The sequence below is a fragment of the Herbaspirillum sp. C7C8 genome (assembly GCF_022627875.1).
In the GTDB taxonomy this organism is placed as follows: domain Bacteria; phylum Pseudomonadota; class Gammaproteobacteria; order Burkholderiales; family Burkholderiaceae_D; genus Herbaspirillum.
On the sequence record NZ_JABXGG010000014.1, the window covers coordinates 99,113 to 122,104 of the forward strand.

Below are 22,992 nucleotides of genomic sequence, written 5' to 3' on the forward strand. Positions count from 1 at the left end.
AGATTCGACAGCAAGGCGCCGGGAGGGACCCGGCAGTTCATCAAGGCATGCTCGCCAACGCCGCATTGAGCGCGCCGGCCCGGAACAAGATCGAACACTTGGACAATGAACTAGCAGCGAGGAAAGCAGCACATGGCTAACATCCTGGTCGTCGATGACGAAATGGGTATCCGCGAATTGCTCTCAGAAATTCTGGGCGATGAGGGGCATGTCGTGACCACTGCGGAAAACGCGCAGCAGGCACGCGAGCTTCGCCAGGCCGGTGTCCCCGACCTCGTGCTGCTCGACATCTGGATGCCCGACACCGACGGCGTCACGCTCCTGAAGGAGTGGCAACGCGATGGCCTGTTGACCATGCCGGTCATCATGATGTCCGGTCACGCCACCATCGACACCGCCGTCGAAGCCACCCGCATCGGCGCGCTCAACTTCCTGGAAAAGCCGATCGCCCTGCAAAAGCTGCTCAAGGCCGTGCAGCAGGGCCTCTCGCACAGCCGTGAAGCGGTGCGCCCGGCCAGCTATCGTCCGGCCCCGGTGGCCGCCGTGGTCAATGGCGCCGCCGACAGCCTGCATGCGCCCGAACACGCGGCCCCGGTGACCACCTATGCGCCCACGCTGGGCGGCGAACCACTGCATCATGGCACGCCGGCTACGGCCCCCTTCGGTCAGGTGGCTGACAATGCCGCCAACATCTCCTTCGACCTGCCGCTGCGCGAAGCGCGGGACGCCTTCGAGCGCGCCTATTTCGAATACCACCTGGTGCGCGAAAACGGCAGCATGACCCGCGTGGCCGAACGCACCGGCCTGGAACGCACCCACCTCTACCGCAAGCTCAAGCAGCTGGGCGTGGAACCAGGCAAGCTGGCGCGCAAGAATCACTGAGCCATCGACAAGCCACATGGCACAAGGGACAAGCACCACGGGACCGCAGCGCGGTCCCGTTTCTTTTGGTAGCCTGAGCATGTGCGTGGGCAACGCCGTCACGGGACTGTGGCGGCGTCAGAATTTTCCTGATGTTCTTTTGCGTCCGACAGCGGCATGCTGAAGGTGTCGTCTGGCTTGCCAGTGCGCAACCCGGCCCGGGGCGGCATGATGAACTTCCGGGCAGGCTTGTCATCTATCTTCAGCAGGTGACAGTGCTTCATGACGGTTTTGGATCATCAGGCAAGAAGGCAGCCATCAAAGTTTTTGGGCAAAGCTGCCGTCAACAGACTCAGGAGCGCAAGCGACGCGGCGTTCCCCGAGGGAGCTGTATCGAAGTAGCAGAAATGCACACGAGGCGCGGCCCAGGTGAAGGGTCTTGAAATTTACGGTGAAGGCGCCACTTCCTTTTCGAAGCAGTATTCCAGCATAAGGAGTCACTATGAACCTGATCTACAACAGTGAGCAGTACAGCGTCGTCGAATTCGGTGCCGATACCGACCACGAAGCCCTGCGCTTCGGCGGCTACGAGATCATGGACAAGTCCGGCCAGCGCGAGATCTACATCGATGGCCCGGCGGCCGAACTGTTCCGCAAGGATGTCCAGGAACTGATTGCCTCCGAGCCGTCCATGGAAGACATCGACAACTTCCTGAGCCGTTATGACGTGATGATGCGTCATCCCATGACCTTGCACTGATCCGGTCGGGTTTTCCCGCTTCACAGGCAACAACGCCGCGCCCACCGCGCGGCGTTTTTTTTGGTCAGCTTGTCATCAGCGACGGGGTGGCGGTGTCCATTAAAATGGCGTTTTGCCGCCTACCGCACCTTGTCGTGAATTCATCCCCCATCCGCAGCGCCCAGACCGGCGTGCACGAGCAACTGGCCACCCTGGTGGCGCGCCACGCCGATCCGGCCCACCCCTTCCGCAAACCCGTCACCGACTACAACCTGCGCGCCTTTGATGCCAGCCTGGCCGCTTGGCGTGCGGCGGGCGAGGCGCCGCTGATCCTCGATACCGGCTGTGGAGTGGGCTTGTCGACGCTGCACCTGGCCATGCGCCATCCGGACCATTTCGTCATCGGCATCGATCAGTCGGCCAACCGCCTGGCGCGCAATACCCACTGGGATGGTCCGCAGCCGACCAACCTCTGCTTCGTACGCGCCGATCTGGTCGATTACTGGCGCCTGGCGCATCAGGCCGGTCTGCGTCCGGCGCAGCACTATCTGCTCTACCCCAATCCCTGGCCCAAGATCGGCCACCTGGCCCGGCGCTGGCAGGGTCATCCGGTGTTTCCCTTCATCGTGGCGCTGGGCGGACGGCTGGAATGCCGCAGCAACTGGCAAATCTATGTCGAAGAATTCACATCGGCCCTGAACCACCTGACTGGCGGCACTTTCCAGACCGAAGCCTGGTGCCCCGAGCACCCCATCACGCCCTTCGAGCGCAAGTACCTGGCCTCAGGTCATGCGCTGTGGCGTTGCGTGGCCGATCTGGATGCCGGATTGGCCGCATGAACCTGGCCGTCATCGCCCTGGTCCTGGCGGCTGCCCTGCTGCACGCCTCCTGGAACGCCCTGCTCAAAAGCAGCCACGACCGCCTGGCCTCGCTCTCGCTCATGACGCTGGGCGCCGGTCTGGGTGCGGTGCCGCTGGTGCTGTGGCGTCCTCTGCCACAGGCCGACAGCTGGTTCTACATCATTCTCTCGGGCCTGCTGCACACCGGCTACAACCTGTTTCTGATCCGTGCCTACCGCATCGGCGACTTCGGCCAGTCCTATCCGATTGCACGCGGCTCCTCGCCCTTGCTGGTGGCGCTGGGCGCAGCCCTGTTCGCGGGCGAGCAGCTGGGGCTCTACACGGTCATCGGCATTGCGCTGGTCTCGGTGGGCATCGTCAGCCTGGCCAACCTGCGCGCCATGCGCCAGCGCGAACACCTGTCCGCCCCGCTGGCGGCGCTGGCCACCGGGGCCTTCATCGCGGCCTATACCATCACCGATGGCATTGGCGCGCGGCTGGCGGGCGATGCCATCGCCTATGCAGGCTGGCTGTTCGTGGGCGACAGCATCCCGCTGGCGCTGCTCTACCAGTACAAGCACGGCCGCTCGCCGGTGGTACTGTCGCACAAGGACACCTGGATCGGACTGGCAGGTGGCGTGATGTCGCTGCTGGCCTATGGCATCGTGATCTGGGCCGTGACACTGGCGCCCATGGGCATGGTCTCGGCACTGCGCGAGACCTCGGTGCTGTTTGCGCTCCTGATCGGCACGCTCTTCATGGGAGAAAGACTGACGCTGCGGCGCGTGCTGTCCTGCCTGGTGATTGCGGCGGGCGCCATCGTGCTGGGCGCGCATCACTGAAATCAAAAACGCCGGGATCCGTCCCGGCGTTTTCACTTTTTCACTGAGGCTTACAGCACCTTGCGCAAGAAATCGCGCGTACGTTCATGAATCGGTTCACCCAGCACCTGCTGCGGCGGCCCCTCTTCCATGATGACGCCCTGGTCGATGAAGAAGACCCGGTCCGACACTTCGCGGGCAAAGCCCATCTCGTGGGTAACCACGACCATGGTCATGCCTTCCTCGGCCAGCTGCTTCATGACGCTCAGCACCTCGCCCACCAGTTCCGGGTCCAGGGCGGAGGTCGGTTCATCGAACAGCATCACCTTGGGTTCCATCGCCAGCGCGCGGGCAATGGCCACACGCTGCTGCTGGCCGCCGGAGAGCTGGTTGGGGAAGGCATCGATCTTCTCCAGCAGGCCCACCTTCTGCAACAGCTTCTCGGCCACCAGCACGGCTTCGCGGCGGGAGAGCTTCTTGACCTGCATGGGTGCCATGATCAGGTTCTCCAGCACCGTCATGTGCGGAAACAGGTTGAAGCGCTGGAACACCATGCCCAGTTCGGCGCGCAAGGCATTGAGGTTGACCTTGGGATCATTGAGCTTGACGCCTTCGATGAAGATGTCGCCATCACTGACTTCCTCCAGGCCGTTGAGGCAGCGCAGGAAGGTGCTCTTGCCCGAGCCCGACGGCCCGATCACGCACACCACCTCGCGCGCGCGGATCTCGCAGTCGATGCCGCGCAGGATGTGCGCCTGACCGAAACTCTTTTGCAGTTGGTTGACCTTGATCATCGTGCTCATCGTGCATCTCCCTTGCCGTAACGCGCTTCCAGATGGCGCACCAGCGCCGACAGCGCCAGCGTGATGACCCAGTAGATCACCGAAATGGTCAGGTACGGCTCCCAGTAGCGCGCATAGGCGCCCGAGACCGTCCGTGCAGCATAGGCCAGTTCGGCCAGACCGATGGCCGAGGCCAGCGAGGAATCCTTGACGATGGCAATCGCATTGTTGCCCAGCGGCGGCAGCATGCGGCGGAAGGCCTGCGGCAGCACCACGCGGCGCAGCGTGCCGAGGTAGCTCATGCCCAGGGAGCGCGAGGCTTCGCTCTGGCCACGGTCGATCGACTGGATGCCGGCGCGGAAGATCTCCGACACATAGGCGCCCGAATTGAGCGTGATGGCCAGCACCGCCGAGGTGAAGGCGCCATAGTGCGAGCGGATCTCGCGCGCCAGGTCACCGGAGAGGATCAGGCCGCCACTGGGGTTGATCAGCATCGGCATGAGCGCGAAGTGAATCAGCAGGATCTGCACGAACAGGGGCGTGCCGCGCAGGAAGCTGACATAGAAGCGAATCGGCCACTGCACGCAGTAGCGCAGGAAATATTTCCAGAAACCATGGCGCGCCTCGGCCAGGCGGCCCACGCCCAGCACCAGGCCCCAGCAGGTGCCGGCAATGACGCAGATGATCGCGGCCTTCAAGGTCATCCAGGTGCCTTCGACGAACAGCGGTGCGTATTCGCCGATGATTTCCCATTGGAAGAAGGAGTGCATGATGAATCCGTTCAAACGGAGATGTTGAGAAAAGCGGAAAAAATGAAACCGGCAGGACAGGCAGCACACCCCGCACCATGGTGCGGGGCGGCGCTCTCGGAGGGGCGCCCGGCCAGGGCAAGCCGGTACGCCGGGGGAGCTTACTTCAGCGGCAGGGTCGGCACGTCGCCGTCGAACCAGGTCTTGTAGATCTTGGCATAGGTGCCATCGGCAACGATCTGCTTCAAGCCGGCGTTGATCTTCTCCAGCAGTTCGGTGTTGCCCTTCTTGACGGCGATGCCGAAGTACTGGCGCACGAACTTGGTGTCACCGACCACCTTGAACTTCTTCTCGGGGTGGCTCTTGATGTAGAACTTGATCACGCCCACGTCGCCCACGGCAGCATCGACACCGCCGCGATAGAGTTCTTCGAGCATCAGCACGGTATTGTCGAAGCGGTGGATGGCGGTGCTGGACTTGCCCAGTTCGTCGGAGACCACGATGTCACCGGCGGTGGAATTGACCACGGCCACCTGGGTCTTCTTCAGGTCGGCCAGCGAGCCGATCTTGGCATCGGCATTGGTGATGATGACCTGCTCGGCCGGGAAGTAGGGCAGCGAGAAGTCCACGATCTGGGCGCGCTTGTCGGTGATGGTAATGCCCGAGATGATGATGTCGCGGTCGCCCTGGCCGAGGGTGGCGAAGATGCCTTCCCAGGGTGTGCTGACCAGCTGGATCTTGAAGTTGGACGCCTTGGAGATGGCCTTGATCAGGTCGATGTCGAAACCGACCAGTTCCTTCTTCGGGGTTTCGAACTCGAAGGGACGGTAGGTGCCGCCGGCGCCGACCACATAGGTCTGGTCAGCGGCCAGGGTGGTGCCGGCAGCGCAGGAGAGGGCCAGCGCGCTGGCGGCCAGGGTGAACAATTTCTTGAGGGACATGATGACTTCTTTCTGACGGAGGAATGAACCGGGAGAGCAAGATGCGTGCACAGCTCGCTGCCGCCCCGGTGTGCGGGCGCTTCCCGGCGTGCGGGAATGCGGGCAACATGCCCTGGTTCCCGCCCGCCGGCGGCTACAAAACCCTGAATGATCGGGCATTGCCGGCTTTCCTTCAACCTCCAATTGCAGGCAATGAGAGGTCTTGTCGAATCAGGGTGGATTTCCCGAAAAGGCTTTCGACCAGATCCACCACCACCTCGGCGGTCTGGTTGCGCACGTCGCAGGCCGGGTTCAGTTCCATCACGTCCAGCGAGGCCAGACGACCGGTGTCGGCGATCATCTCCATGCAAAGCTGCGCCTCGCGATAAGTCGGCCCGCCCAGCACGGCCGTGCCCACACCGGGCGCCAGAGCGGCGTCGAGGAAATCGACATCGAAACTGACATGCAGGTGGGTATCGGGCCCGATGTCGGCCAGCGCCGCCTGCATGGTGGCGCGCATGCCGTACTCGTCGATGTGGCGCATGTCGAAGACGCGCACGCCCAGCTCGCGCAGATGACGCTTTTCTTCGCGGTCCACGCTGCGAATGCCGATCTGGCTGATCTGCTGCGGCTGCAAGGCCGGGGTCTGGCCGCCCAGGCCGGTCAGCGCCGCCGGCCCCACGCCCAGCAGGCAGGCCACCGGCATGCCGTGGATATTGCCGGTCGGGGTGGAGTCGCTGGTATTGGCATCGGCATGGGCATCGAGCCACAACACCCGCAGAGACTTGCCCTGCCTGCGGCAGTGCTGCGCCACGGCGGCAATGGAGCCCACCGCCAGGGCATGGTCGCCGCCCATGAGCAAGGGCACTTCGGCTTGCGCCAGGCTGGCCGATACCGCCTCGAAGACCGTCCGGTTCCACTGCACCACCTGCTCCAGATGGCGCAGCCCCTGCACCGGCGGCTGCTGCGGATTGGCCGGGCCGCCCAGGTCGCCGCCATCGATGACCTCCAGCCCGTGCTGCTGCAGACCGCGCTGCAATTCGGCCACGCGCAGCGCCGCCGGTCCCATCGAGGCGCCGCGACGGCTGGCGCCCACATCGGTGGGGGCGCCCATCATCCTGATCTTGTTCATGTGCCTGCTGCTCCTTGCCTAAAGCTGATGGTGAACGATACTGCACCGATACTGCCATGGTGCGGCCCTGGCACTTCGATACTACCCGGCCATATGAATTCCTGAGACATTTTCCGCGACCAAGAAAAATGCCGTTCAGCACCACACTGAACGGCATCCTTTGAGCAAACCCGCACCTGCTCAGATCTCGACCTTGGTCCCCAGCTCCACCACCCGGTTGGCCGGGATGTGGAAGAAGTCCGACGGTTTGGCGCCGTTCTGGTACATCCAGGCAAACAGACGCTCGCGCCACAGTGACATGCCCAGGAGCTTGCTGGGCACCACCGTGTCGCGCGCCAGGAAGAAGGAGGTGTCCATGAGGTCGAAGTGGTGGCCGAACTGCTGTTCGGTCAGCGTCATGACCTTCTGCACTTCGGGCGCTTCCTTGAAACCGAAGGCCGCGCGCAGCAGGTAGACCTCGCCGCCCAGCTCCTTCATGGTCAGACGCTCGCTGTCGGCCACGAAGGGCACATCCCAGATGCTGATCTTCAGGAAGAACACCCGCTCATGCAGGATGCGGTTGTGCTTCAGGTTGTGCAGCAGCGCCACCGGCACGGTGGCGATATTGCCGGTCATGAAGACGGCGGTGCCGCCCACCCGATGCGGCGGATGCGCCAGCAGACCCTCGATGAAGGGCTCCAGCGGAATGCCGTCATCCTTGATGCGCATGCGCAGCAACATGCGGCCCGAGTACCAGGTCATCAACAGGAAGAAGGCCGCGCCGCCGATGACCAGCGGGAACCAGCCCCCCTCGGTGAGCTTGAGCAGGTTGGCCGAGAAGAAGGCCAGATCCACCACCAGCAGGCCGCCGACGGCCAGCACCACGGCCGGAGTACGCCACTTCCAGATATGACGCATCACCACGCCCAGCAGCATGGTAGTGATCACCATGGTGGTGGTCACGGCCACGCCATAGGCAGCGGCCAGGTTGTCGGATTTCTTGAAGGCCAGCACCACGGCTACCACGACCACCAGCAACATCCAGTTGATGAGCGGGATGTAGATCTGGCCCTGCTCGTCCTCGGAGGTGTGCAGGATGCGCATGCGCGGCACGAAGCCCAGCAGGATGGCCTGGCTGGTCAGCGAGAACGCGCCCGAAATCACCGCCTGCGAGGCAATCACCGTGGCACAGGTGGCCAGCAGCACCATGGGCAGCACCAGCGGATCGGGGATCATCAGGTAGAAGGGATTGGCCAGCGCCTTGGGATTGGCGATCAGGTTGGCGCCCTGGCCGAAGTAATTGATCAGCAGCGAAGGCATAACCGTAAACAGCCACGCATAGCGGATCGGCTTGATACCGAAGTGGCCCATGTCGGCATACAGCGCCTCGGCCCCGGTCAGCACCAGCACCACCGACCCCAGCACGATGAAGGCCTGCAGCGAGTGCTCGGCCATGAAGTGCACGGCGTAATACGGGTTGATCGCCACCAGCACCTGGGGTGCCTTGATGATGTTGTACAGGCCCAGCAAGGCCAGCGAGAAGAACCACAGGAACATCACCGGCCCGAAGAAGCGGCCCACCACGCTGGTGCCATGCCGCTGGATCAGGAACAGGACCACCACGATGAGCAGCGTCAACGGAATGACCGCATGGGCAGTCTGCGGCGCGGCGATCTCCAGCCCTTCCACCGCCGACAGCACCGAGATGGCCGGCGTGATCACCACGTCGCCGTAGAACATGCAGGCGCCGAAGACGCCCAGCATCATCAGCAGCTTGGCGCGCGGCGAACCCGATATGGCCGAGCGCAGCGACAAGGCCATCAACGCCAGCACGCCGCCTTCGCCGTTGTTGTCGGCGCGCAGCACGAACATCACGTACTTGATGGTCACCACGATGGAGATGGACCAGAACAGCATCGAGATGATGCCCAGCACCGCGCCGTGTGAAAAGGCGATGCCGTGGTCGGGGCTGAAACATTCCTTGAGTGCATACAGCGGGCTGGTACCGATATCGCCGAACACCACGCCCAGCGCTGCCAGGGTAATCATGTGGAATTTGGACGACCGGAGGGAAAGGCCTGGATTGGTGTGAGATGAACTCATCTTGCTCCCTTTGCTTCTTCAAATAGAGTGCCGGCGGACAGGGATCCTGGGGAGGATGCCACCCTCGGCGCGGAGGGCTGACCACTGTCCGGGCAGGACGCGTACTTTAGCGCACTCTGCCCGTGGTGGGCTCAAAATGCCGTCGGCTTCACCCTGACGTTGCGTGCAAGCCTCTCGGAAAGCCCGAGAAACTTGACAGGAGCGCATGGACGCGGTTGCTGAACTGCACTGCCGCAAAAACCTTCATATCGCCGCAAACCGGCACGGGACAAGGGTTTCCGATGCTGGCTCCGGTCCCGGCTGACTCGGTGGGCAGCGGGGGATTGTTTTTCATCCCCGCTCTATATACCCCGGGAGAATAAAGAACCATCATTTTCAAGCATGATGGTTCTAAGCGCGAAGCCCATGTCGACATGGAGAGGAAGCAGGCGCAGGCGGCCAGGCAACAATAATTTATATGATTTATATCGTTTATATCATTTGTACTTTACAGCAGCGACAGCTGATTGGGATCTTCCCGCCTACGTGACTGGGCTTTGCGACGCGGATCGATGACCTGGCCGATGTCGCGGCCTTCGGTGGAGATGCCCTCGATGGCCAGCAGCAGTTTCTTGACGTGCAATCCACCGGCAAAGCCGGTCAGTTCGCCACCGGCGCCGATGACGCGATGACAGGGCGCGATGATGGAAATGGGATTGCGACCATTGGCCGCGCCCACGGCGCGCACCGCCTTTTCGTTGCCGAGCTGGCGCGCGATATCGAGATAGGTGCGGGTCTGTCCATAAGGAATGTCGAGCAGGGCCGACCACACCTGGCGCTGGAACTCGGTGCCTTCGAAATGCAGCGGGATATCGAAGCTGTCGCGTTCACCGGCAAAGTATTGGCGCAGCTGATGTTCGGTCTCGATCAAGACCGCGCGGTCTTCATCCTCCACCATCTCGCCCAGGCGCACCCGCAGGGCGTCGTCGTCTTCCCACAGGATGGCCGCCAGATGATCGCCCCGGGCCACCAGCTTGAGCAGACCGGCCGGCGAGGCCATCAACTTGTACGCGTATTCCATTGGCATCTCTCTTGTTGCATTGAGAGGGCTGATTCTACTGTGCAAGAAGGCAAGATGGTCAAGGGAATCCACACACACAGTGCAAATCCGGCAGCAACGTCGTATCCGCTTGCCCGATGCCATCATCTGGGCGTCGGCACAGGAATACTCCTTGCTGTTGGTATCCCGCAATACCAAAGATTTTCCGGCGAACGAGCCTGGTGTGCGCGTTCCCTACAAAATCCAGGCGAAAAAACAGGGCGCCACTTTTCAGCAGCGCCCTGCGCGTGATGTCCCGATCCGCATCAAATCGTCAATACCGAATACCCGCTCTCGTTGAGCGCGTCATACACCCGCGTGCATACGCGGCAAAACAGGTGGCTGCGATTTACATGGTGATGCCGCAGCACCAGTTGCAGCGCCACCCCCTCGCAATGCGGGCAAGCCTCGCGCATGGGGCCGACCGGGGTGACGTCGGCCGTCAGGTAACCATGGGGGGTCATGACGCCGTCGATCACTTCACGCGGGTCCAGCTCGACCAGTTTCAACAGCAGCGGGGTGGTGCGCTGCTGGTAGCGCATCCGTTCGCGCGGCGGGACAAGAGGACTGAAGGGCAGGGGCGGGGACGATCGGGCATCCGGGTGCCGGGTGGCCATGCTCATGGGTATCTCCTTGGTGAGAACTGCTGAGACTGTTCGGATCTGCGTAGAAGGGAAGGCCGCACACGGCACTTCCGGGTGCCGCAACCGGGCTGGCGGGCGTCTGCTCGAAGAAGCAGCTGGCGGCGCGACGAGTCTTTACTCTAGTCGCCGCAGCGGCGGACTTCAATGACCACTTGCAAAGAAATTTTGCTTTGTTCGGACGGTAATTTTCCGGGGGCCGGCGATCAATGACTGCGCAAAAATCGGCCGCTTCTTTTTCGAATCTGCAAGCGGCGGGGCCTTCGGCTTTGATTTACCGCCATCCTTGCGCCATCCCTGATCGAACTGCTACAAACCCGTGCATTGGCTCTACAATCTCAACATGACAACGCTCAACGACATCGAAGCCGCCGCGCGCCGGCTGCAAGGCCAGATCCTGGAAACACCCTGCGTGGAATCGCGCACGCTGTCCCAGATCGTCGGCGCCCAGGTCTTCCTCAAATTCGAGAACCTGCAATTCACCGCCTCCTTCAAGGAACGCGGCGCCTGCAACAAGATGGTGGATGTTGCCGCCAGCCAAGGCGGGGCGCGCGGGGTAGTGGCCATGTCAGCCGGCAACCATGCACAGGGCGTGGCCTATCACGCCCAACGGCTGGGCTTGCCGGCCACCATTGTCATGCCACGCTTCACGCCGGGCGTGAAGATAGAACGTACGCGCGGCTTCGGCGCCAACGTGGTACTGCATGGCGATACTCTCGAAGCGGCCCGCACCCATGCCTACGAACTGGCCGAGAAGGAAGGGCTGACCTTCGTCCATCCCTATGACGACGAGGCCATCATCGCCGGCCAGGGCACGGTGGCGCTGGAGATGATGAAGGCGGTACCGGACCTGGATTGCCTGGTGGTCTCCATCGGCGGTGGCGGCCTGCTGGCCGGCATGGCCGTGGCCGCGCGGGCGATCAGGCCGGACATCGAGATCGTGGGCGTGCAGACGCGGCGCTTCCCGACCATGGTCAACGCGGTCAAGGGCACCGAGCACCCGGTGGGCGCCAGCACCATTGCCGAGGGTATCGCGGTAGGAACGCCCGGTACGCTCACCCGCGCCATCATCGCGCGTGAAGCCGATGAGCTGCTGCTGGTCGACGAGGGCGATATCGAACAAGCCGTGCTGATGCTGCTGGAGATTGAAAAGACGCTGGTAGAAGGGGCGGGCGCCGCCGGCCTGGCCGCACTGGTGCGCTATCCGGACCGCTTCCGCGGCAAGCGGGTAGGGCTGGTGCTGTCGGGCGGCAACATCGACCCGCTGTTGCTGACGGCCATCATCGAACGCGGCATGGTGCGCGCCGGACGCCTGGCGCGGGTAAAGGTCAGCTCACGGGATGTGCCCGGTACGCTGGCCCGCATCACCGGCATCGTGGCCGAGGCTGGTGCCAACATCGATGAAGTGCACCACCAGCGCGCCTTCACCCTGTTGGCGGCGCAGAACGTGGATATCGAACTGGTCTTGCAGACTCGCGGCCGACCGCATCTGGCTCAGGTGCTGCAAGCCTTGCGCGCCGCCGGTTTCGAGGCCGAAGAATTGCACTGAGCAGGACCATCGCCGCCGTGCGACGTCAGCGGCGGCGATGAAACTGGATTTTCTGTTCCAGCGGTGGCAGCGCCTCGCTGCTGTCGCCACAGCCGTCACAGGCGCCTCCGCCACAGCCGCCCGCCTTGGCCGGCGGCAACCAGCGCCGGCCCAGCGCCTGCCACATGCCCGACCGACGTCGCAACAGCCAGCTGGCCAGGCGCGCCTGCCAGCGCCAGCTCACCGAGGGCGCCAGCTTGCGCAGCATGTAGAGTGCGCTGGCCGTCACCAGCGCGGCAATGACCGCATATTGCCACCACAGGGTGTGATTCACGCCAGCCACCTCGTCACGTTGTAGGTCAGGAAAGAGGCCGCATAGGCCAGCACGAACATGTAGCCGAAGGACAGCGCCACCAGACGCCAGGACTGCGTCTCGCGGCGGATGATGGCCAGGGTCGACATGCACTGCGGCGCGAAGGCGAACCACACCATCAGCGACAGGGCACTGGCCAGCGAGATATGCGCAGCCAGCGCGCTCTGCAGGGCCGCACCTTCCTCGCCGCCGACCGCATAGACGGTGGCCAGCGTGGCCACGGCAGTCTCACGGGCGGCAAAGGCCGGAATCAGCGACAGGCTGATCTGCCAGTTGAAGCCCAGCGGAGCGAAGATCGCTTGCAGGCTGTGACCGATATAACCGGCAAGGGAATAATCGATGGCCGCGCGGGTCGCGCCCTCGGGTGCCGAGGGGAAGGTACAGATGGCCCACATCAGCACGGTCAGTGCCAGCATCACGCCTGTGAGGCGCTTGAGGAAGATGGCGCCGCGCTCCCACAGGCCCAGCGCGATGTCACGGGCGTTGGGCAGGCGATAGGAGGGCAGCTCCATCAACAGCGCGCGCTCCTGGCGCGAGCGGCCAATGCGCTTGGCCACCCAGGCCACCAGCATGGCGGCCGCAATCCCCGCCACATACAGGCAGAACAGCGCCAGCCCCTGCAGGTTGAAGATGCCCAGCACCGGGCGATGCGGAATGAAAGCGCCGATCAGCAGGGCATACACCGGCAGGCGCGCCGAACAGGTCATCAGCGGGGCGACCAGGATGGTGGCAAGCCGGTCACGCGGATCGGTGATGCTGCGCGCGCCCATGATGCCGGGAATGGCACAGGCGAAGCTGGAGAGCAAGGGAATGAAGGAACGTCCCGACAGCCCCACCGAGACCATCAGCTTGTCCAGCACGAAGGCCGCCCGTGGCAGGTAGCCCGATTCCTCCAGCAGCAGGATGAAGAAGAACAGCACCAGGATCTGCGGCAGGAAGCCCAGCACCGTACCCAGCCCGGCCAGCAGGCCATCGGTCACCAGACCGCGCAGGGGGCCCTCCGGCAGCCATGCACCGACCATCTCACCCAGCGTGCCGAAGCCGTCGGCGATGGCGTCGGTCATGGGCTTGCCGATGGCATAGACCGCCTGGAACACCAGGAACATGGTCAGCGCCAGCAACAACACGCCAAAGACCGGATGCAGCGCGATGCGATCGATCGCGTCATCACGGCGGTCGGTCGGGGCCGGCATCACCACGGTATCGGCCAGCAGGGCGCGTACTTCGACGTGCAGGTCATCGGGTTGCTGCGTGGTCGGGGAGGGGACCGGCGCCCGCGCATCGATGGCCGCGACCAGCGCGCGGGTACCGCCGCGCTGCACGGCGATGGTCTCGATGACCGGCATGCCCAGTCGCTGCGACAGCGCGCCCACGTCGATGCGCATGCCACGCCGCGCGGCGGCGTCCATCATGTTCAGCGCCAGCACCATGGGCCGCCCCAGGCGTCGCACTTCCAGCACGAAGCGCAGGTGCAGGCGCAGGTTGGTGGCATCGGCCACACAGACGATCAGGTCAGGCACCGCCTCACCGGGGTAGCGACCGGCCAGCACGGCCTGCGTCACGCGTTCGTCGGGGCTGACCGATTGCAGGCTGTAGGCGCCCGGCAGGTCGACCACCCGCACTTGCCGTCCGGATGGCGCCGTGAAGACCCCGGATTTGCGCTCCACCGTCACGCCGGCATAGTTGGCCACCTTCTGGCGCGCGCCGGTCAGCTGGTTGAAGAGGGCGGTCTTGCCGCAATTGGGATTGCCGACCAGGGCAATATTGAGTGCGCCGCCGCTCATGCCGCCGCTCCCGTGGCCAGCGTGACGCGTTCGGCTTCAGCACGGCGCAGGGCGAAGCGCGTCGAACCGATCTGGACCACGATGGGGTCGCCTCCAAAGGGCGCGCTGGCCACCACCCGCACCGGTTCACCGCGCACGAAGCCGAGATCGCGCAGGCGCGCGGCCACCGCATCGGCGGCATGCTGGTCAGTCACCTGGTCGACGACGGCGCCGACCCCCTTGGCAAGTTCAGTAAGACGCATGATTTTTCTTCTGATCGGATTTCAGGAACGATTCTCATTATATTGCCTGAACCTGATGAACGGCTGACGGCCCCTGACCCGCCAACGCCCTGCAAGCCCCGTCCCAAGGGCCTGCGACCTTGCTGCGACGATATGCCGCAGCCCATGCAGTGCAATTCTCACCGGGGTGTTAAATGACAGACAATGAAAAAACGCAACTCTGTGATTTTCTATTATCATCTGAACAATCATTACGGCGCTCCTGTTGCTTCTTCGCCGAGTCCCTCTGAAATTTCCATGCGTAAATTTTTGCAGCGCACTATACTTTCATGTGTTTCCACAGAGAAACGCCATACCGGCTGCGCAGGCCGGATGAACGGGAGCCGGCGGGGCCGCGCGGGGGTGGTCATGCCGGGGCGATTGATTCAAGCAGCATGCACAGGACCGGGCCTGAGCGCCTGGCTGACGACAACACGATGATTCCACATCCAGCAGGGCCCGCCGGATCCGACATGCCGCAGCCGATGCCGCTGCGGGCGTTGCTGGCCGAAATCAGCGCACTGACGCTGCACGTACAGCAACTGAGCCGCATGGCAGGGGAAGCCAGCGCGCTCATCGAGAACAGCCAGCGTCCCGCGCCCATCCCCCCGGAGAACCGTCACGTCACCGACCAGGACGCCGAGGCCGAACGGCAGGCGCAGTCGGCGGAACTGGAAGCGGCCATCCTACGCATCTTCGATGAAACCTTCGGCCCGCGCACCGACACCCTGGAGCGCCAGATGAGCATGAGCCTCATCGGCGAGATCGGCCCGGCGGCCTTTGTGCAGAAGGTGCTGTGGGGTGAGGAGATCAGCGACATTGCGCTGACCATCGCCCTGGAGCGCATGCTGCCCGCGCTGGAACGGCTGGTGGAAGTCCATCCGCGCGCCTTCCTGCGACAGGCCAACTCGGTGCTGGGGCGCTTCAAGTCCAACTAGGGCCGTTCCTTTTCCTTCACTTCATTTGTCATGGGTTGCGCGCTTGAGCGAACGCTGCAAGTGCGCCGCAAAGCGTGAGGCGGCAATCGACTGGCGGTGATACGCCAGCGACAGTTGCGCGCGCGGTGCCGGCGCGCGGATATCGATGTAGCGCACCTGCGCCAGCTGCACCTGTTCAATGGCCTCGGGCACGATGGAAATGCCCAGTCCGGCGGCCACCAGATTGATGACCGAGGTCAGTTGCGGCGCCAGCTGGATCACCTGGGGATCAAATCCGGCGGCCTGACAGGCGCTGAAGATGTTGTCATAGAGCGCCGATCCCTTGCCACGCGGCACCATGATGAAGTTCTCCCCTGCCAGGTCCTGCAGATGCAGCGACTTGCGCCGCGCCAGCGGATGCGAGCGCGGCAGCGCCACCTTCAGTTTTTCTGCCGGCAGCTCCACCACCCCCAGCTCGTCCGACGGTGCGGTGACGATGCGCACGAAGGCCGCATCCAGTTGGGAGGCGGCGATATCGGCCAGCAACTGTTCGGTGATGCCCTCGCTCAACGAGATCTCCAGCTTGCGGTGGCGCTCACGGAACTGCTGCAGCGCGTGCGAGACCACGGGATGAAACACCGCCGAGGAAGTGAAACCCATGCGCAGCAAACCCGCTTCACCACTGGCCGCCTGCCGGGCCGCGCGCAGCGCCTGCTCGGCGTCGTCCATGGCCTTCTGGGCATGCGGCAGGAACACGCGGCCCACCTCGGAGAGCTCCACCCCATGCGAAGTGCGCAGAAAGAGGGCGCCCCCGATCTCGGCTTCCAGATCCTTGATCTGCATCGACAAGGGCGGCTGGCCGATGCCGACCTTCTCGGCAGCGCGGGTGAAACTGCGCTGTTCGGCCACGGCCAGGAAGTAGCGGAGGTGTCGGAGTTCCATGTCTGAGCCTTGTGATATCTGTTTGATAGATGGCTAGGGTAGATCCCATATATTGGACAATATAGCCGATTTATTCCAGACTGCATCACTCCACAACCCACCCCGTGCGCCGGCCCCACCTCCTGCGCGCGCAATGCCATGCAGTCCCTTTCCGATTCCACCACCGCCGGCAGCACTGCCGGTGTGCGCCCGGCCGGTTCCGCCGCCAAGCCTGCCGCTTCCCCGCCGCGTGGTGCCGTGCGTGGCTCGGCGGCGTATCGCAACATCGTGCTGGCGCTGTTCTGTTCCGGCTTTGCCACTTTCTCGCTGCTGTATTGCGTGCAACCGCTGCTGCCGGCCTTCGCGCGCGAATTCCGCATCGGCGCGGCCAGCGCCTCGCTGGCGCTGTCCCTGTCGACCGGTTTTCTGGCGCTGGCGATCCTGTTGGCGGGCATGGTCTCGGAGCGTTATGGCCGCAAGGAGCTCATGTTCGCCTCGCTGGCTACGGCCGCCTGCTGCAATCTGCTGGCCGGGGTGGCGCCGACCTGGGAACTGATCCTGGCCGCACGTGCGGCCGAAGGCTTTGCGCTGGGCGGTGTACCGGCAGTGGCCATGGCCTATCTGGCCGAAGAGATCGATGCGGGGGGACTGGGTTATGCGATGGGCCTCTACGTGGGTGGCAATGCCTTCGGCGGCATGGCGGGGCGGGTGGCGATGAGCATGCTCTCCGAGCACATCGGCTGGCGTCATGCGATGCTCGCCATCGGTGCGCTGGACCTGGCGCTGGCCCTCGCTTTCGTACTGATGCTGCCGGCCTCGCGCAACTTCGTGCGCAATGGGTCGATGCGACTGCGCGATCATGTCGCCCTGTGGCAACGTCATCTGCGCCATGCGCGATTGCCGCTGACCTTCGGCATTGCCGCGCTGAACATGGGCATCTTCGCCACCTCGTACAACTACGCGGGCTTTCGGCTGATGAGCCCACCGTTCTCGCTCTCGGCCACCCTCACCGGGCTGATCTTCAGTGCCTATCTGTTCGGCATCGTGTCCTCCTCGTGGGCCGGCGCACTGGCCGACCGCTATGGTCGCGCACCGCTGGTGGCAGCCGGCATCGCCACCTCCTGCGCGGGCCTGTTCCTGACCTGCACGGCCTCACTGTCCGTGGTGATTGTGGGCATCGTCCTGCTGACCATTGGCTTCTTCACCACGCATTCGGCCGCCAGCAGCTGGGTCGGACGCATGGCCAGCACCGGCCGCGGTCACGCAGCCTCGCTCTACCTGCTGTCCTACTACCTGGGCGGCAGCGTGCTTGGTTCGGCGGGGGGCTGGTTCTGGGAGCACTCCGGCTGGAATGCGGTCGCCGCCTTCATGTTGCTGCAGGTGGTGACGGCGGCCTGGCTGGCGCGGCGCTTGTGGCGGCAGGGACGGAACTGAAGTGCGCTGCGCGAACACCACGCGGGCCAATTTCTCCGGGCACACGCTCACACGCGCAGACAAAAAAATCCCCGACCGCAGCCGGGGATAATCCTCAAGAATCAGGCTGTCAGCTTAGGGCCTGTTCACATTCAATCTGTGAGTGCGAGAGGTCGCCAAGCGTTGTCTGCCTAGGCGCAGCGACGCGCCGTGGTGGTGCCACGGCAAGGAGCTGCAACAACGGCAGGCGACGCTTGGCGGCCTCTCCCGGAGGGTTGCCCCCAGAAGGCGCGCTGGCCGCGTTGCACGTCAGGGCTGGTGGCACCACCACCAGCCCTGACGCGCGCCTTGCCACCACGCCTTCTGGGGGCAACGCATCTCACAGATTGAATGTGAACAGGCCCTAGTGAGTCTTGTCCGTCTTGGTCGCAGGCGATGCCGCCAGGGCTTCGTTGCGCTGGGCGGTGGACTCCCTCTTTTCCTGCTTCAGCTGGGCCTTGGCAGCCTTCTTGTCGGCCTTGTACTCTTCCTTGGCGGCCTTTTTCTGCGCCTTGTACTGGGCCTTGGCGTCGGCGTCAGCCTGGCGCTTCTGCACGAAGGGGTCATTGGACGGCACCGCCGACGCAGTGCCGGACGCCGCACTCATGGGCGCGGCCGGTGCGGCCCCCATGGCATTGCCGCTGGTCGGCGCATTTTGCGCCATGGCGCTACCGGCCAGGGCCATGAACAGGGACGAGATCAGGATGTGACGAGTCTTCATGCTTACCTCCTTGCGTTGTGTTTATCGAAAAGCCCGAGGCTTCAGTCATGGCGGCAACCCGCAGCGATGGCGGGGTGCTGGATCGGTGATCCGTGTCCTCCACTATAGGCAATGCTGCTGTTGCGCTATGTCGGACAAGCTCTCTTTCTCGGGCTCCCGGATGCCGCAAATGGATGAGCGGTTTTCTGACCACTCCTTGTTTGCGTCATGCCTGAGGTCTGAACGCGGCCCGTGCGCACAGGTTCGCCGGAAAGTGCAAGTGTTGGTGAGCGATGCAAACAATCGTAACAAGCGGGAACTGTCGCTCAGGCACGCCTGCGCCGCCCGTCCTGGTACGAGGACGGTGCAGGCAGGCTGTCCAGCCAGCCCTGCCAGAAGCGTCGTACCGCCCGCTCGAACTGGCGGCCATGACGCTGCGCATCAGCGCGCAAGGTGGCCAGACTGAGGTTGCGAGTATGGGCAATCTCATGGGCATGGCTGACCAGCCAGTGCTCCACCGTGCGCATATCCACCTCGGGATGAAACTGCAGTGCCAGTCCATGTCGGCCCCAGGCAAAAGCCTGGTTGGGATACTGCGCCGAAGAGGCCAGATGACGCGCGCCCGGGGGCAGATCGAAGGTGTCGCCGTGCCAGTGCAGCACCGGGGTCTGCTGCTCCACCAGTTCCTGCAGCCAGGGCGTGTCGGCCAGATGCTCGCCGGCGCGCAGGCTGGACCAGCCGATCTCCTTGCCGCAGCTGCCGGGGTAGACGCGCGCATGCAGCGCCGCCGCCATCAACTGCGCCCCCAGGCAGATGCCCAGCGTGGGCAGGTCCTCCAACAACCGTGCCCGCAACCACGCCACTTCGGCGCGCAGCCAGGGGTAGGACTGGCTGTCATACACCGCCACCGGCCCCCCCAGCACAATGACCAGATCTGCATCCAGCGGAGAGACATCGACGAAGGCATCGACCCCGACATCGAAATAACGGATCTGATAATCGTTGGCCCTCAAAAGCGGTGCCAGCTGGCCCAGATCTTCGGTGGCGACATGACGCAGGGCGAGGACGGTCTTCATCGGGCGGGTCCTGTGAAAGGTGAAGGAAATGACGCGGGGGTCGCGCATCGCTATATCGTATCGTATACAGCGACTGCCTGAAAAACTTGCTCAAAATAGTTGAACAAGTCATTGGTATTCTCTATGAGCCGGATAGAAAAATCTTTGCGGCGGCGCAAAAGAAAGCCGGGTGGGTAAATAACCGATATGAAGATAATTTCGCACAAGTCCTTTTATATCAATGGCTTGAGCGATATATCGAAAGTGAAAAAATGTAGTTTATTGCCAAAATCCCATGTGCAGATGCAGTGCAAAACAAGCAGCACAGAGTCGAAAAAACTGATTGTTCGCGTATCTGGAATGATGTATTCCGCTTTGTCGGCTTTTTCTCGGTGGCCTGGATCCTTAAACTGGGTTCCACGATGACAGCACACAACGACTGAACCACAAGGGTAGTCACAGGTTGCAGTGCTCATCCTCTCACCCACAAAGGAACGATCATGAACACCAAGAACATTGCCAGGAATCTGTTTGCCGGTCTGCTGCTCACCTCCGCCGTTGGCGCCGCCATGGCCGAGGCCCCGTATCCGCCCGAAAGCCCCATCGTCTCGACCAAGACCCGCGCCGAAGTGATCGCCGACCTGCAACAGGCCCGCGCCAACGGCGACACGCTGGTCAGCGACCAGTATCCGGTGGAAAAGCCTTTCGTTTCCACCAAGACCCGCGCCGATGTGCGCGCCGAACTGAAGCAGGCCCGCGCCGATGGCGAACTGCTGGTGAGCGAACAGTATCCGGTGGAAAAGCCCTTCCACTCGACCCTCACCCGCGCCCAGGTGCAACAGGAGCTGCAACAGGCCCGTCGTGACGGCAGCGCCATCAGCAACAGCCAGGCGCCTTCGCTGTAACTGGCAAGACCCCGTCCTGACCGGCACACGCGTCCGGTCGGGGCCGCAGCAAACGCACCGGGGAAGCCGGTGCGACAGTTTCTCCCCAGGCGGGCCTCATGAAAGCGACGTTCTCTCCCCTCGGTCGCCGGTAGTGAGGTCCGCCTGACCTTTTCTGCGCCCGACATGCTGGCGCGCCGCCACAGGGACCCGATTTTGCAACGTCAAATCTGGCTCGTCCTCACCTTCCCATTTTCTAAGTTTTTTGGACGATCTACCTCGCCTTGCCGCGAGACATTTCTCCTCTGTAGAAGAGCAATATTCAGCGAATTTTGTCGATTCAATAAACTTAGATTTCGCATTTTACATTTATAAGTTTCATGGGACGCCGTTTATAAGTTTTTTATCTGCATCTTGCTCGGCATTCCGGAATGATGAATTCCGATCTCGCATCTTCATCCCCGCACCCGTCATCCCTGCACTCGACTCCAAGATGAGGGCACACAATGACTGAATCATCCACCAATCAGCAATCCCTGAAGCACCAACCTTCATTGTACCGGCCGCTTCGGCGCAAGCTCTGTTTGCATTTCTCTAAGTTTTTACTGATCGGCTTCTTTAGAAACCTCAACTTCCATTTCTAAGTTTTCTCTGCGAACGGCCAGAGGGAATGCAGGCGTTTCTTCCTCCCTCAAGGAGGACTTGCAGGCGCCACCTGCACCGCCCCGGAATTGTTAGTGTTTTACGGAACAATGAATTCCGGTTTTTCGTCTTTTTCTCCGTGCCGTGACTCTCTACACTGGGTACCAAGATGACAGCACGCGATGACTGATCCACCACCCCGGAACGGATTGACGTGCGCATCCTCTCTCACGAAAAAGGAAACCACCATGAACACCAAGAACATCACCCGCACCCTGTTTGCCACCCTGCTGCTGAGCACCGCCATGGGCGCTGCCAAGGCCGAAGCTCCGTATCCTGCCGACACCACCTTCGTCTCCACCAAGACCCGCGCCGATGTCGTGGCCGAATTGCAGCAAGCCCGTGCGGCTGGCCAGCTGCTGGTGAGCGATCGCGACCAGGACGTCAAGGCAGTGGCCTCCAGCCGGACCCGTGACGAAGTCCGCGCCGAGCTGGCACAAGCCCGTGCCAATGGCGAACTGGCCATCTCGAACCAGTAAGGCGCTTGCCTTGCGGCCGAAAAAAAGGCGCTCCGGACCAGCCGGTGCGCCAGAGTTGGCTCCAGGCGGGCCGCACGCAAGTGCGGCCCGCTTCATTTCGTTCAGGGACTTTTTTCGCCGGGCGCACCATCGATGATGGTATCGAGCGCCTCCGGCCGGTTGCGCGGCGACACCTCCGCGCGCAGGCGGGGCAGGGCCTCGGGATAGTGGTTGGCAATGAAGCCGAGCATGTGTTCGCGGATCTGGCAGCGCAGGTCGAAGGCCGCCCCCGAATCCTTGGCCGAGACCAGCAGGCGGACCTGCATGTTGCGTTCGCTGGTATCGGTGACGTGCATCACGCAGACGCGCTTGTCCCATAGCGGCAGGGTCTGGCAGACCCGCTCGAACTCGGCACGGATGGCGGCCGTCGGCACCGCGAAATCGAGCCACAGGAAGACCGTACCGAGGATGGTGGAGGAGGTGTGGGTCCAGTTCTCGAAGGGATTCTCGATGAACCATTGCAGCGGCACGATCATGCGTCGCTCGTCCCAGATCCTGACCACGACGAAGGTCCCGGTGATCTCTTCCACGCGGCCCCATTCCCCCTTGACGATCAGCACGTCATCGATGCGGATCGGTTGCGAGAACGCGATCTGCAAACCCGCAAAGAAGTTGCCCAGTACCGGCTTGGCGGCAATACCGGCGACGATACCGGCCACCCCCGCCGAGGCCAGCAGGCTGGCGCCGAACTGCCGTGCACCGGGCAAGGTCAGCAGGACGAAAGCCAGGCCGAAGAGGGCGATGATGAAGTAGGCGCTGCGCGAGAGCACGCGGGTCTGGGTCAGGATGCGGCGCGCCTTGAGGTTGTCGGCCACATCATAGGGATTGAGATTGATCACGGTCAGGCTGACCGACTTCACGCAACGCATGAAGAACCAGGTCAGCGCCAGGATGAATGCAATCGAGGTGAGATAGGAGATGCGCGTGAGGCCCGGCGTGTTGTCCGGCGCGCCGGCCAGGACCAGGCGCAGCATGAAGAGGATGACGCAGGCCCGGCTGGCATTGAAGGTGACGGTGGTCGCCGTCGTGGTGAAGGGCCGCCCGCGCGCCAGGCGTTGCACCAGCGCAATGCCCATGCGGTGCAGGACAATGGCCACCACGACCGCCACCAGTGCCGCCCCGAGGACGATCAGCCCGGAGCGCAGCGGCCCCTCGTTCATGTTGTACAGAAAATCAAGATCCAGGTTCATCCGTTCCCTTCCATCCAGAGTGTTGTTGAAGTGATACGCGCGCAGCGCTTTTTCCGGTTCGAAC

Annotated in this window: 24 protein-coding genes and 1 pseudogene; 10 read left to right on the forward strand and 15 right to left on the reverse strand. The window is 63.1% G+C overall.

The window, feature by feature from the left end:
• Positions 1-132 precede the first annotated feature (132 nt).
• Positions 133-882, forward strand: a complete 750-nt coding sequence (locus tag HWE01_RS16700; protein WP_008334035.1) for a response regulator — start codon at positions 133-135, stop codon at positions 880-882.
• Positions 883-980: 98 nt separating this feature from the next.
• On the opposite strand, the gene HWE01_RS16705 is transcribed toward HWE01_RS16700, so the two are convergent.
• Positions 981-1,145 carry a hypothetical protein gene (locus HWE01_RS16705; RefSeq protein ID WP_008334034.1) on the reverse strand — a complete coding sequence of 55 codons (165 nt, stop codon included), beginning with the start codon at positions 1,143-1,145 and terminating at the stop codon, positions 981-983.
• 218 nt (positions 1,146-1,363) lie between these two features.
• Between HWE01_RS16705 and HWE01_RS16710 the strand changes: the two genes are divergently transcribed.
• The 3 genes from HWE01_RS16710 (at position 1,364) to HWE01_RS16720 (ending at position 3,281) form a co-directional block, all read left to right on the forward strand.
• On the forward strand, positions 1,364-1,621 hold the full coding sequence (locus tag HWE01_RS16710) for a BTH_I0359 family protein (protein WP_008334032.1): 258 nt from the start codon (positions 1,364-1,366) through the stop codon (positions 1,619-1,621).
• Positions 1,622-1,755: 134 nt separating this feature from the next.
• Positions 1,756-2,439: a tRNA (guanine(46)-N(7))-methyltransferase TrmB gene (gene trmB / locus HWE01_RS16715; RefSeq protein WP_241822363.1), complete on the forward strand. Its 684-nt coding sequence runs from the start codon at positions 1,756-1,758 to the stop codon at positions 2,437-2,439.
• Positions 2,436-3,281, forward strand: a complete 846-nt coding sequence (locus tag HWE01_RS16720; protein ID WP_241822364.1) for a DMT family transporter — start codon at positions 2,436-2,438, stop codon at positions 3,279-3,281. Before trmB ends, HWE01_RS16720 begins: the two co-directional genes overlap by 4 nt.
• Positions 3,282-3,331: 50 nt before the next feature.
• On the opposite strand, the gene HWE01_RS16725 is transcribed toward HWE01_RS16720, so the two are convergent.
• The 6 genes from HWE01_RS16725 to HWE01_RS16750 all read right to left on the reverse strand — a co-directional run bounded on the left by HWE01_RS16725 (position 3,332) and on the right by HWE01_RS16750 (position 9,985).
• Entirely contained in the window at positions 3,332-4,054 is a 723-nt protein-coding gene (locus HWE01_RS16725) for an amino acid ABC transporter ATP-binding protein (RefSeq protein WP_008334027.1), read from the reverse strand.
• Positions 4,055-4,059: 5 nt separating this feature from the next.
• Positions 4,060-4,812, reverse strand: coding sequence for an amino acid ABC transporter permease (locus HWE01_RS16730; protein ID WP_008334024.1), 753 nt, complete (start codon positions 4,810-4,812; stop codon positions 4,060-4,062).
• Between the two features lie 140 nt (positions 4,813-4,952).
• Positions 4,953-5,732, reverse strand: coding sequence for a basic amino acid ABC transporter substrate-binding protein (locus HWE01_RS16735; RefSeq protein WP_008334022.1), 780 nt, complete (start codon positions 5,730-5,732; stop codon positions 4,953-4,955).
• 172 nt (positions 5,733-5,904) lie between these two features.
• Complete coding sequence (rocF, locus tag HWE01_RS16740; protein ID WP_241822365.1) at positions 5,905-6,843, reverse strand: arginase; 939 nt, start codon at positions 6,841-6,843, stop codon at positions 5,905-5,907.
• Between the two features lie 180 nt (positions 6,844-7,023).
• A complete protein-coding gene (locus tag HWE01_RS16745; RefSeq protein WP_008334015.1) occupies positions 7,024-8,871 on the reverse strand; it encodes a potassium transporter Kup in 1,848 nt (615 codons plus the stop codon).
• Between the two features lie 541 nt (positions 8,872-9,412).
• Positions 9,413-9,985, reverse strand: a complete 573-nt coding sequence (locus tag HWE01_RS16750) for a methylated-DNA--[protein]-cysteine S-methyltransferase (RefSeq protein WP_008334014.1) — start codon at positions 9,983-9,985, stop codon at positions 9,413-9,415.
• A 79-nt stretch (positions 9,986-10,064) separates the two neighbouring features.
• On the opposite strand from HWE01_RS16750, the pseudogene HWE01_RS16755 reads away from it, so the two are divergent.
• Positions 10,065-10,208: pseudogene (locus tag HWE01_RS16755) on the forward strand (PIN domain-containing protein); the annotation flags it as partial.
• Between the two features lie 61 nt (positions 10,209-10,269).
• On the opposite strand, the gene HWE01_RS16760 reads toward HWE01_RS16755, so the two are convergent.
• On the reverse strand, positions 10,270-10,626 hold the full coding sequence (locus HWE01_RS16760; protein ID WP_241822366.1) for a hypothetical protein: 357 nt from the start codon (positions 10,624-10,626) through the stop codon (positions 10,270-10,272).
• 361 nt (positions 10,627-10,987) lie between these two features.
• On the opposite strand from HWE01_RS16760, the gene HWE01_RS16765 reads away from it, so the two are divergent.
• Positions 10,988-12,193: a threonine ammonia-lyase gene (locus tag HWE01_RS16765; protein WP_034351535.1), complete on the forward strand. Its 1,206-nt coding sequence runs from the start codon at positions 10,988-10,990 to the stop codon at positions 12,191-12,193.
• A gap of 25 nt (positions 12,194-12,218) precedes the next feature.
• Here the strand turns inward: HWE01_RS16765 and HWE01_RS16770 are convergent, their stop codons facing one another.
• The 3 genes from HWE01_RS16770 to HWE01_RS16780 are packed head-to-tail and all read right to left on the reverse strand — an operon-like array spanning position 12,219 to position 14,571.
• Positions 12,219-12,506 (reverse strand): DUF6587 family protein, encoded by a 288-nt coding sequence (locus HWE01_RS16770; protein WP_008334008.1) that lies wholly within the window; start codon positions 12,504-12,506, stop codon positions 12,219-12,221.
• Positions 12,503-14,329 carry a ferrous iron transporter B gene (gene feoB / locus HWE01_RS16775; protein ID WP_034351729.1) on the reverse strand — a complete coding sequence of 609 codons (1,827 nt, stop codon included), beginning with the start codon at positions 14,327-14,329 and terminating at the stop codon, positions 12,503-12,505. Before feoB ends, HWE01_RS16770 begins: the two co-directional genes overlap by 4 nt.
• A complete protein-coding gene (locus tag HWE01_RS16780) occupies positions 14,326-14,571 on the reverse strand; it encodes a FeoA family protein (RefSeq protein ID WP_008334004.1) in 246 nt (81 codons plus the stop codon). The genes feoB and HWE01_RS16780 overlap by 4 nt, the downstream gene beginning before the upstream one ends.
• A gap of 491 nt (positions 14,572-15,062) precedes the next feature.
• Here HWE01_RS16780 and HWE01_RS16785 point away from each other — a divergent pair, with 491 nt between their 5' ends.
• On the forward strand, positions 15,063-15,527 hold the full coding sequence (locus tag HWE01_RS16785; protein WP_175344524.1) for a hypothetical protein: 465 nt from the start codon (positions 15,063-15,065) through the stop codon (positions 15,525-15,527).
• 21 nt (positions 15,528-15,548) lie between these two features.
• Here the strand turns inward: HWE01_RS16785 and HWE01_RS16790 are convergent, their stop codons facing one another.
• On the reverse strand, positions 15,549-16,448 hold the full coding sequence (locus HWE01_RS16790; RefSeq protein ID WP_008334000.1) for a LysR family transcriptional regulator: 900 nt from the start codon (positions 16,446-16,448) through the stop codon (positions 15,549-15,551).
• A gap of 138 nt (positions 16,449-16,586) precedes the next feature.
• Here HWE01_RS16790 and HWE01_RS16795 point away from each other — a divergent pair, with 138 nt between their 5' ends.
• Positions 16,587-17,861: an MFS transporter gene (locus HWE01_RS16795; RefSeq protein ID WP_241822367.1), complete on the forward strand. Its 1,275-nt coding sequence runs from the start codon at positions 16,587-16,589 to the stop codon at positions 17,859-17,861.
• 382 nt (positions 17,862-18,243) lie between these two features.
• On the opposite strand, the gene HWE01_RS16800 is transcribed toward HWE01_RS16795, so the two are convergent.
• Positions 18,244-18,600 carry a hypothetical protein gene (locus tag HWE01_RS16800; protein ID WP_241822368.1) on the reverse strand — a complete coding sequence of 119 codons (357 nt, stop codon included), beginning with the start codon at positions 18,598-18,600 and terminating at the stop codon, positions 18,244-18,246.
• A gap of 305 nt (positions 18,601-18,905) precedes the next feature.
• On the reverse strand, positions 18,906-19,655 hold the full coding sequence (locus tag HWE01_RS16805) for a glutamine amidotransferase (RefSeq protein WP_241822369.1): 750 nt from the start codon (positions 19,653-19,655) through the stop codon (positions 18,906-18,908).
• A 479-nt stretch (positions 19,656-20,134) separates the two neighbouring features.
• Between HWE01_RS16805 and HWE01_RS16810 the strand changes: the two genes are divergently transcribed.
• Both HWE01_RS16810 and HWE01_RS16815 read left to right on the forward strand, forming a co-directional pair.
• Complete coding sequence (locus HWE01_RS16810; RefSeq protein WP_008333989.1) at positions 20,135-20,539, forward strand: DUF4148 domain-containing protein; 405 nt, start codon at positions 20,135-20,137, stop codon at positions 20,537-20,539.
• An 869-nt stretch (positions 20,540-21,408) separates the two neighbouring features.
• A complete protein-coding gene (locus HWE01_RS16815; protein ID WP_008333988.1) occupies positions 21,409-21,699 on the forward strand; it encodes a DUF4148 domain-containing protein in 291 nt (96 codons plus the stop codon).
• A gap of 101 nt (positions 21,700-21,800) precedes the next feature.
• Here HWE01_RS16815 and HWE01_RS16820 read toward each other — a convergent pair whose 3' ends face one another.
• Positions 21,801-22,928: a mechanosensitive ion channel family protein gene (locus tag HWE01_RS16820; RefSeq protein ID WP_008333987.1), complete on the reverse strand. Its 1,128-nt coding sequence runs from the start codon at positions 22,926-22,928 to the stop codon at positions 21,801-21,803.
• Between the last annotated feature and the right edge of the window lie 64 nt (positions 22,929-22,992).

What these genes read in the sequence shown, in the direction of transcription:
- HWE01_RS16765 (WP_034351535.1), top strand. Translation starts at nt 10,988, where the DNA reads ATGACAACGCTCAACGACATCGAAGCCGCCGCGCGCCGGCTGCAAGGC.
- HWE01_RS16785 (WP_175344524.1), top strand. Translation starts at nt 15,063, where the DNA reads ATGCCGCAGCCGATGCCGCTGCGGGCGTTGCTGGCCGAAATCAGCGCA.
- HWE01_RS16710 (WP_008334032.1), top strand. Translation starts at nt 1,364, where the DNA reads ATGAACCTGATCTACAACAGTGAGCAGTACAGCGTCGTCGAATTCGGT.
- HWE01_RS16810 (WP_008333989.1), top strand. Translation starts at nt 20,135, where the DNA reads ATGAACACCAAGAACATTGCCAGGAATCTGTTTGCCGGTCTGCTGCTC.
- HWE01_RS16815 (WP_008333988.1), top strand. Translation starts at nt 21,409, where the DNA reads ATGAACACCAAGAACATCACCCGCACCCTGTTTGCCACCCTGCTGCTG.
- HWE01_RS16780 (WP_008334004.1), bottom strand. Translation starts at nt 14,571, where the DNA reads ATGCGTCTTACTGAACTTGCCAAGGGGGTCGGCGCCGTCGTCGACCAG.
- rocF (WP_241822365.1), bottom strand. Translation starts at nt 6,843, where the DNA reads ATGAACAAGATCAGGATGATGGGCGCCCCCACCGATGTGGGCGCCAGC.
- HWE01_RS16800 (WP_241822368.1), bottom strand. Translation starts at nt 18,600, where the DNA reads ATGAAGACTCGTCACATCCTGATCTCGTCCCTGTTCATGGCCCTGGCC.
- HWE01_RS16700 (WP_008334035.1), top strand. Translation starts at nt 133, where the DNA reads ATGGCTAACATCCTGGTCGTCGATGACGAAATGGGTATCCGCGAATTG.
- HWE01_RS16790 (WP_008334000.1), bottom strand. Translation starts at nt 16,448, where the DNA reads ATGGAACTCCGACACCTCCGCTACTTCCTGGCCGTGGCCGAACAGCGC.
- HWE01_RS16730 (WP_008334024.1), bottom strand. Translation starts at nt 4,812, where the DNA reads ATGCACTCCTTCTTCCAATGGGAAATCATCGGCGAATACGCACCGCTG.
- HWE01_RS16725 (WP_008334027.1), bottom strand. Translation starts at nt 4,054, where the DNA reads ATGATCAAGGTCAACCAACTGCAAAAGAGTTTCGGTCAGGCGCACATC.
- HWE01_RS16795 (WP_241822367.1), top strand. Translation starts at nt 16,587, where the DNA reads ATGCAGTCCCTTTCCGATTCCACCACCGCCGGCAGCACTGCCGGTGTG.
- HWE01_RS16760 (WP_241822366.1), bottom strand. Translation starts at nt 10,626, where the DNA reads ATGAGCATGGCCACCCGGCACCCGGATGCCCGATCGTCCCCGCCCCTG.
- HWE01_RS16735 (WP_008334022.1), bottom strand. Translation starts at nt 5,732, where the DNA reads ATGTCCCTCAAGAAATTGTTCACCCTGGCCGCCAGCGCGCTGGCCCTC.
- HWE01_RS16745 (WP_008334015.1), bottom strand. Translation starts at nt 8,871, where the DNA reads ATGATTACCCTGGCAGCGCTGGGCGTGGTGTTCGGCGATATCGGTACC.
- HWE01_RS16705 (WP_008334034.1), bottom strand. Translation starts at nt 1,145, where the DNA reads ATGAAGCACTGTCACCTGCTGAAGATAGATGACAAGCCTGCCCGGAAG.
- feoB (WP_034351729.1), bottom strand. Translation starts at nt 14,329, where the DNA reads ATGAGCGGCGGCGCACTCAATATTGCCCTGGTCGGCAATCCCAATTGC.
- HWE01_RS16820 (WP_008333987.1), bottom strand. Translation starts at nt 22,928, where the DNA reads ATGAACCTGGATCTTGATTTTCTGTACAACATGAACGAGGGGCCGCTG.
- HWE01_RS16805 (WP_241822369.1), bottom strand. Translation starts at nt 19,655, where the DNA reads ATGAAGACCGTCCTCGCCCTGCGTCATGTCGCCACCGAAGATCTGGGC.
- HWE01_RS16720 (WP_241822364.1), top strand. Translation starts at nt 2,436, where the DNA reads ATGAACCTGGCCGTCATCGCCCTGGTCCTGGCGGCTGCCCTGCTGCAC.
- HWE01_RS16750 (WP_008334014.1), bottom strand. Translation starts at nt 9,985, where the DNA reads ATGGAATACGCGTACAAGTTGATGGCCTCGCCGGCCGGTCTGCTCAAG.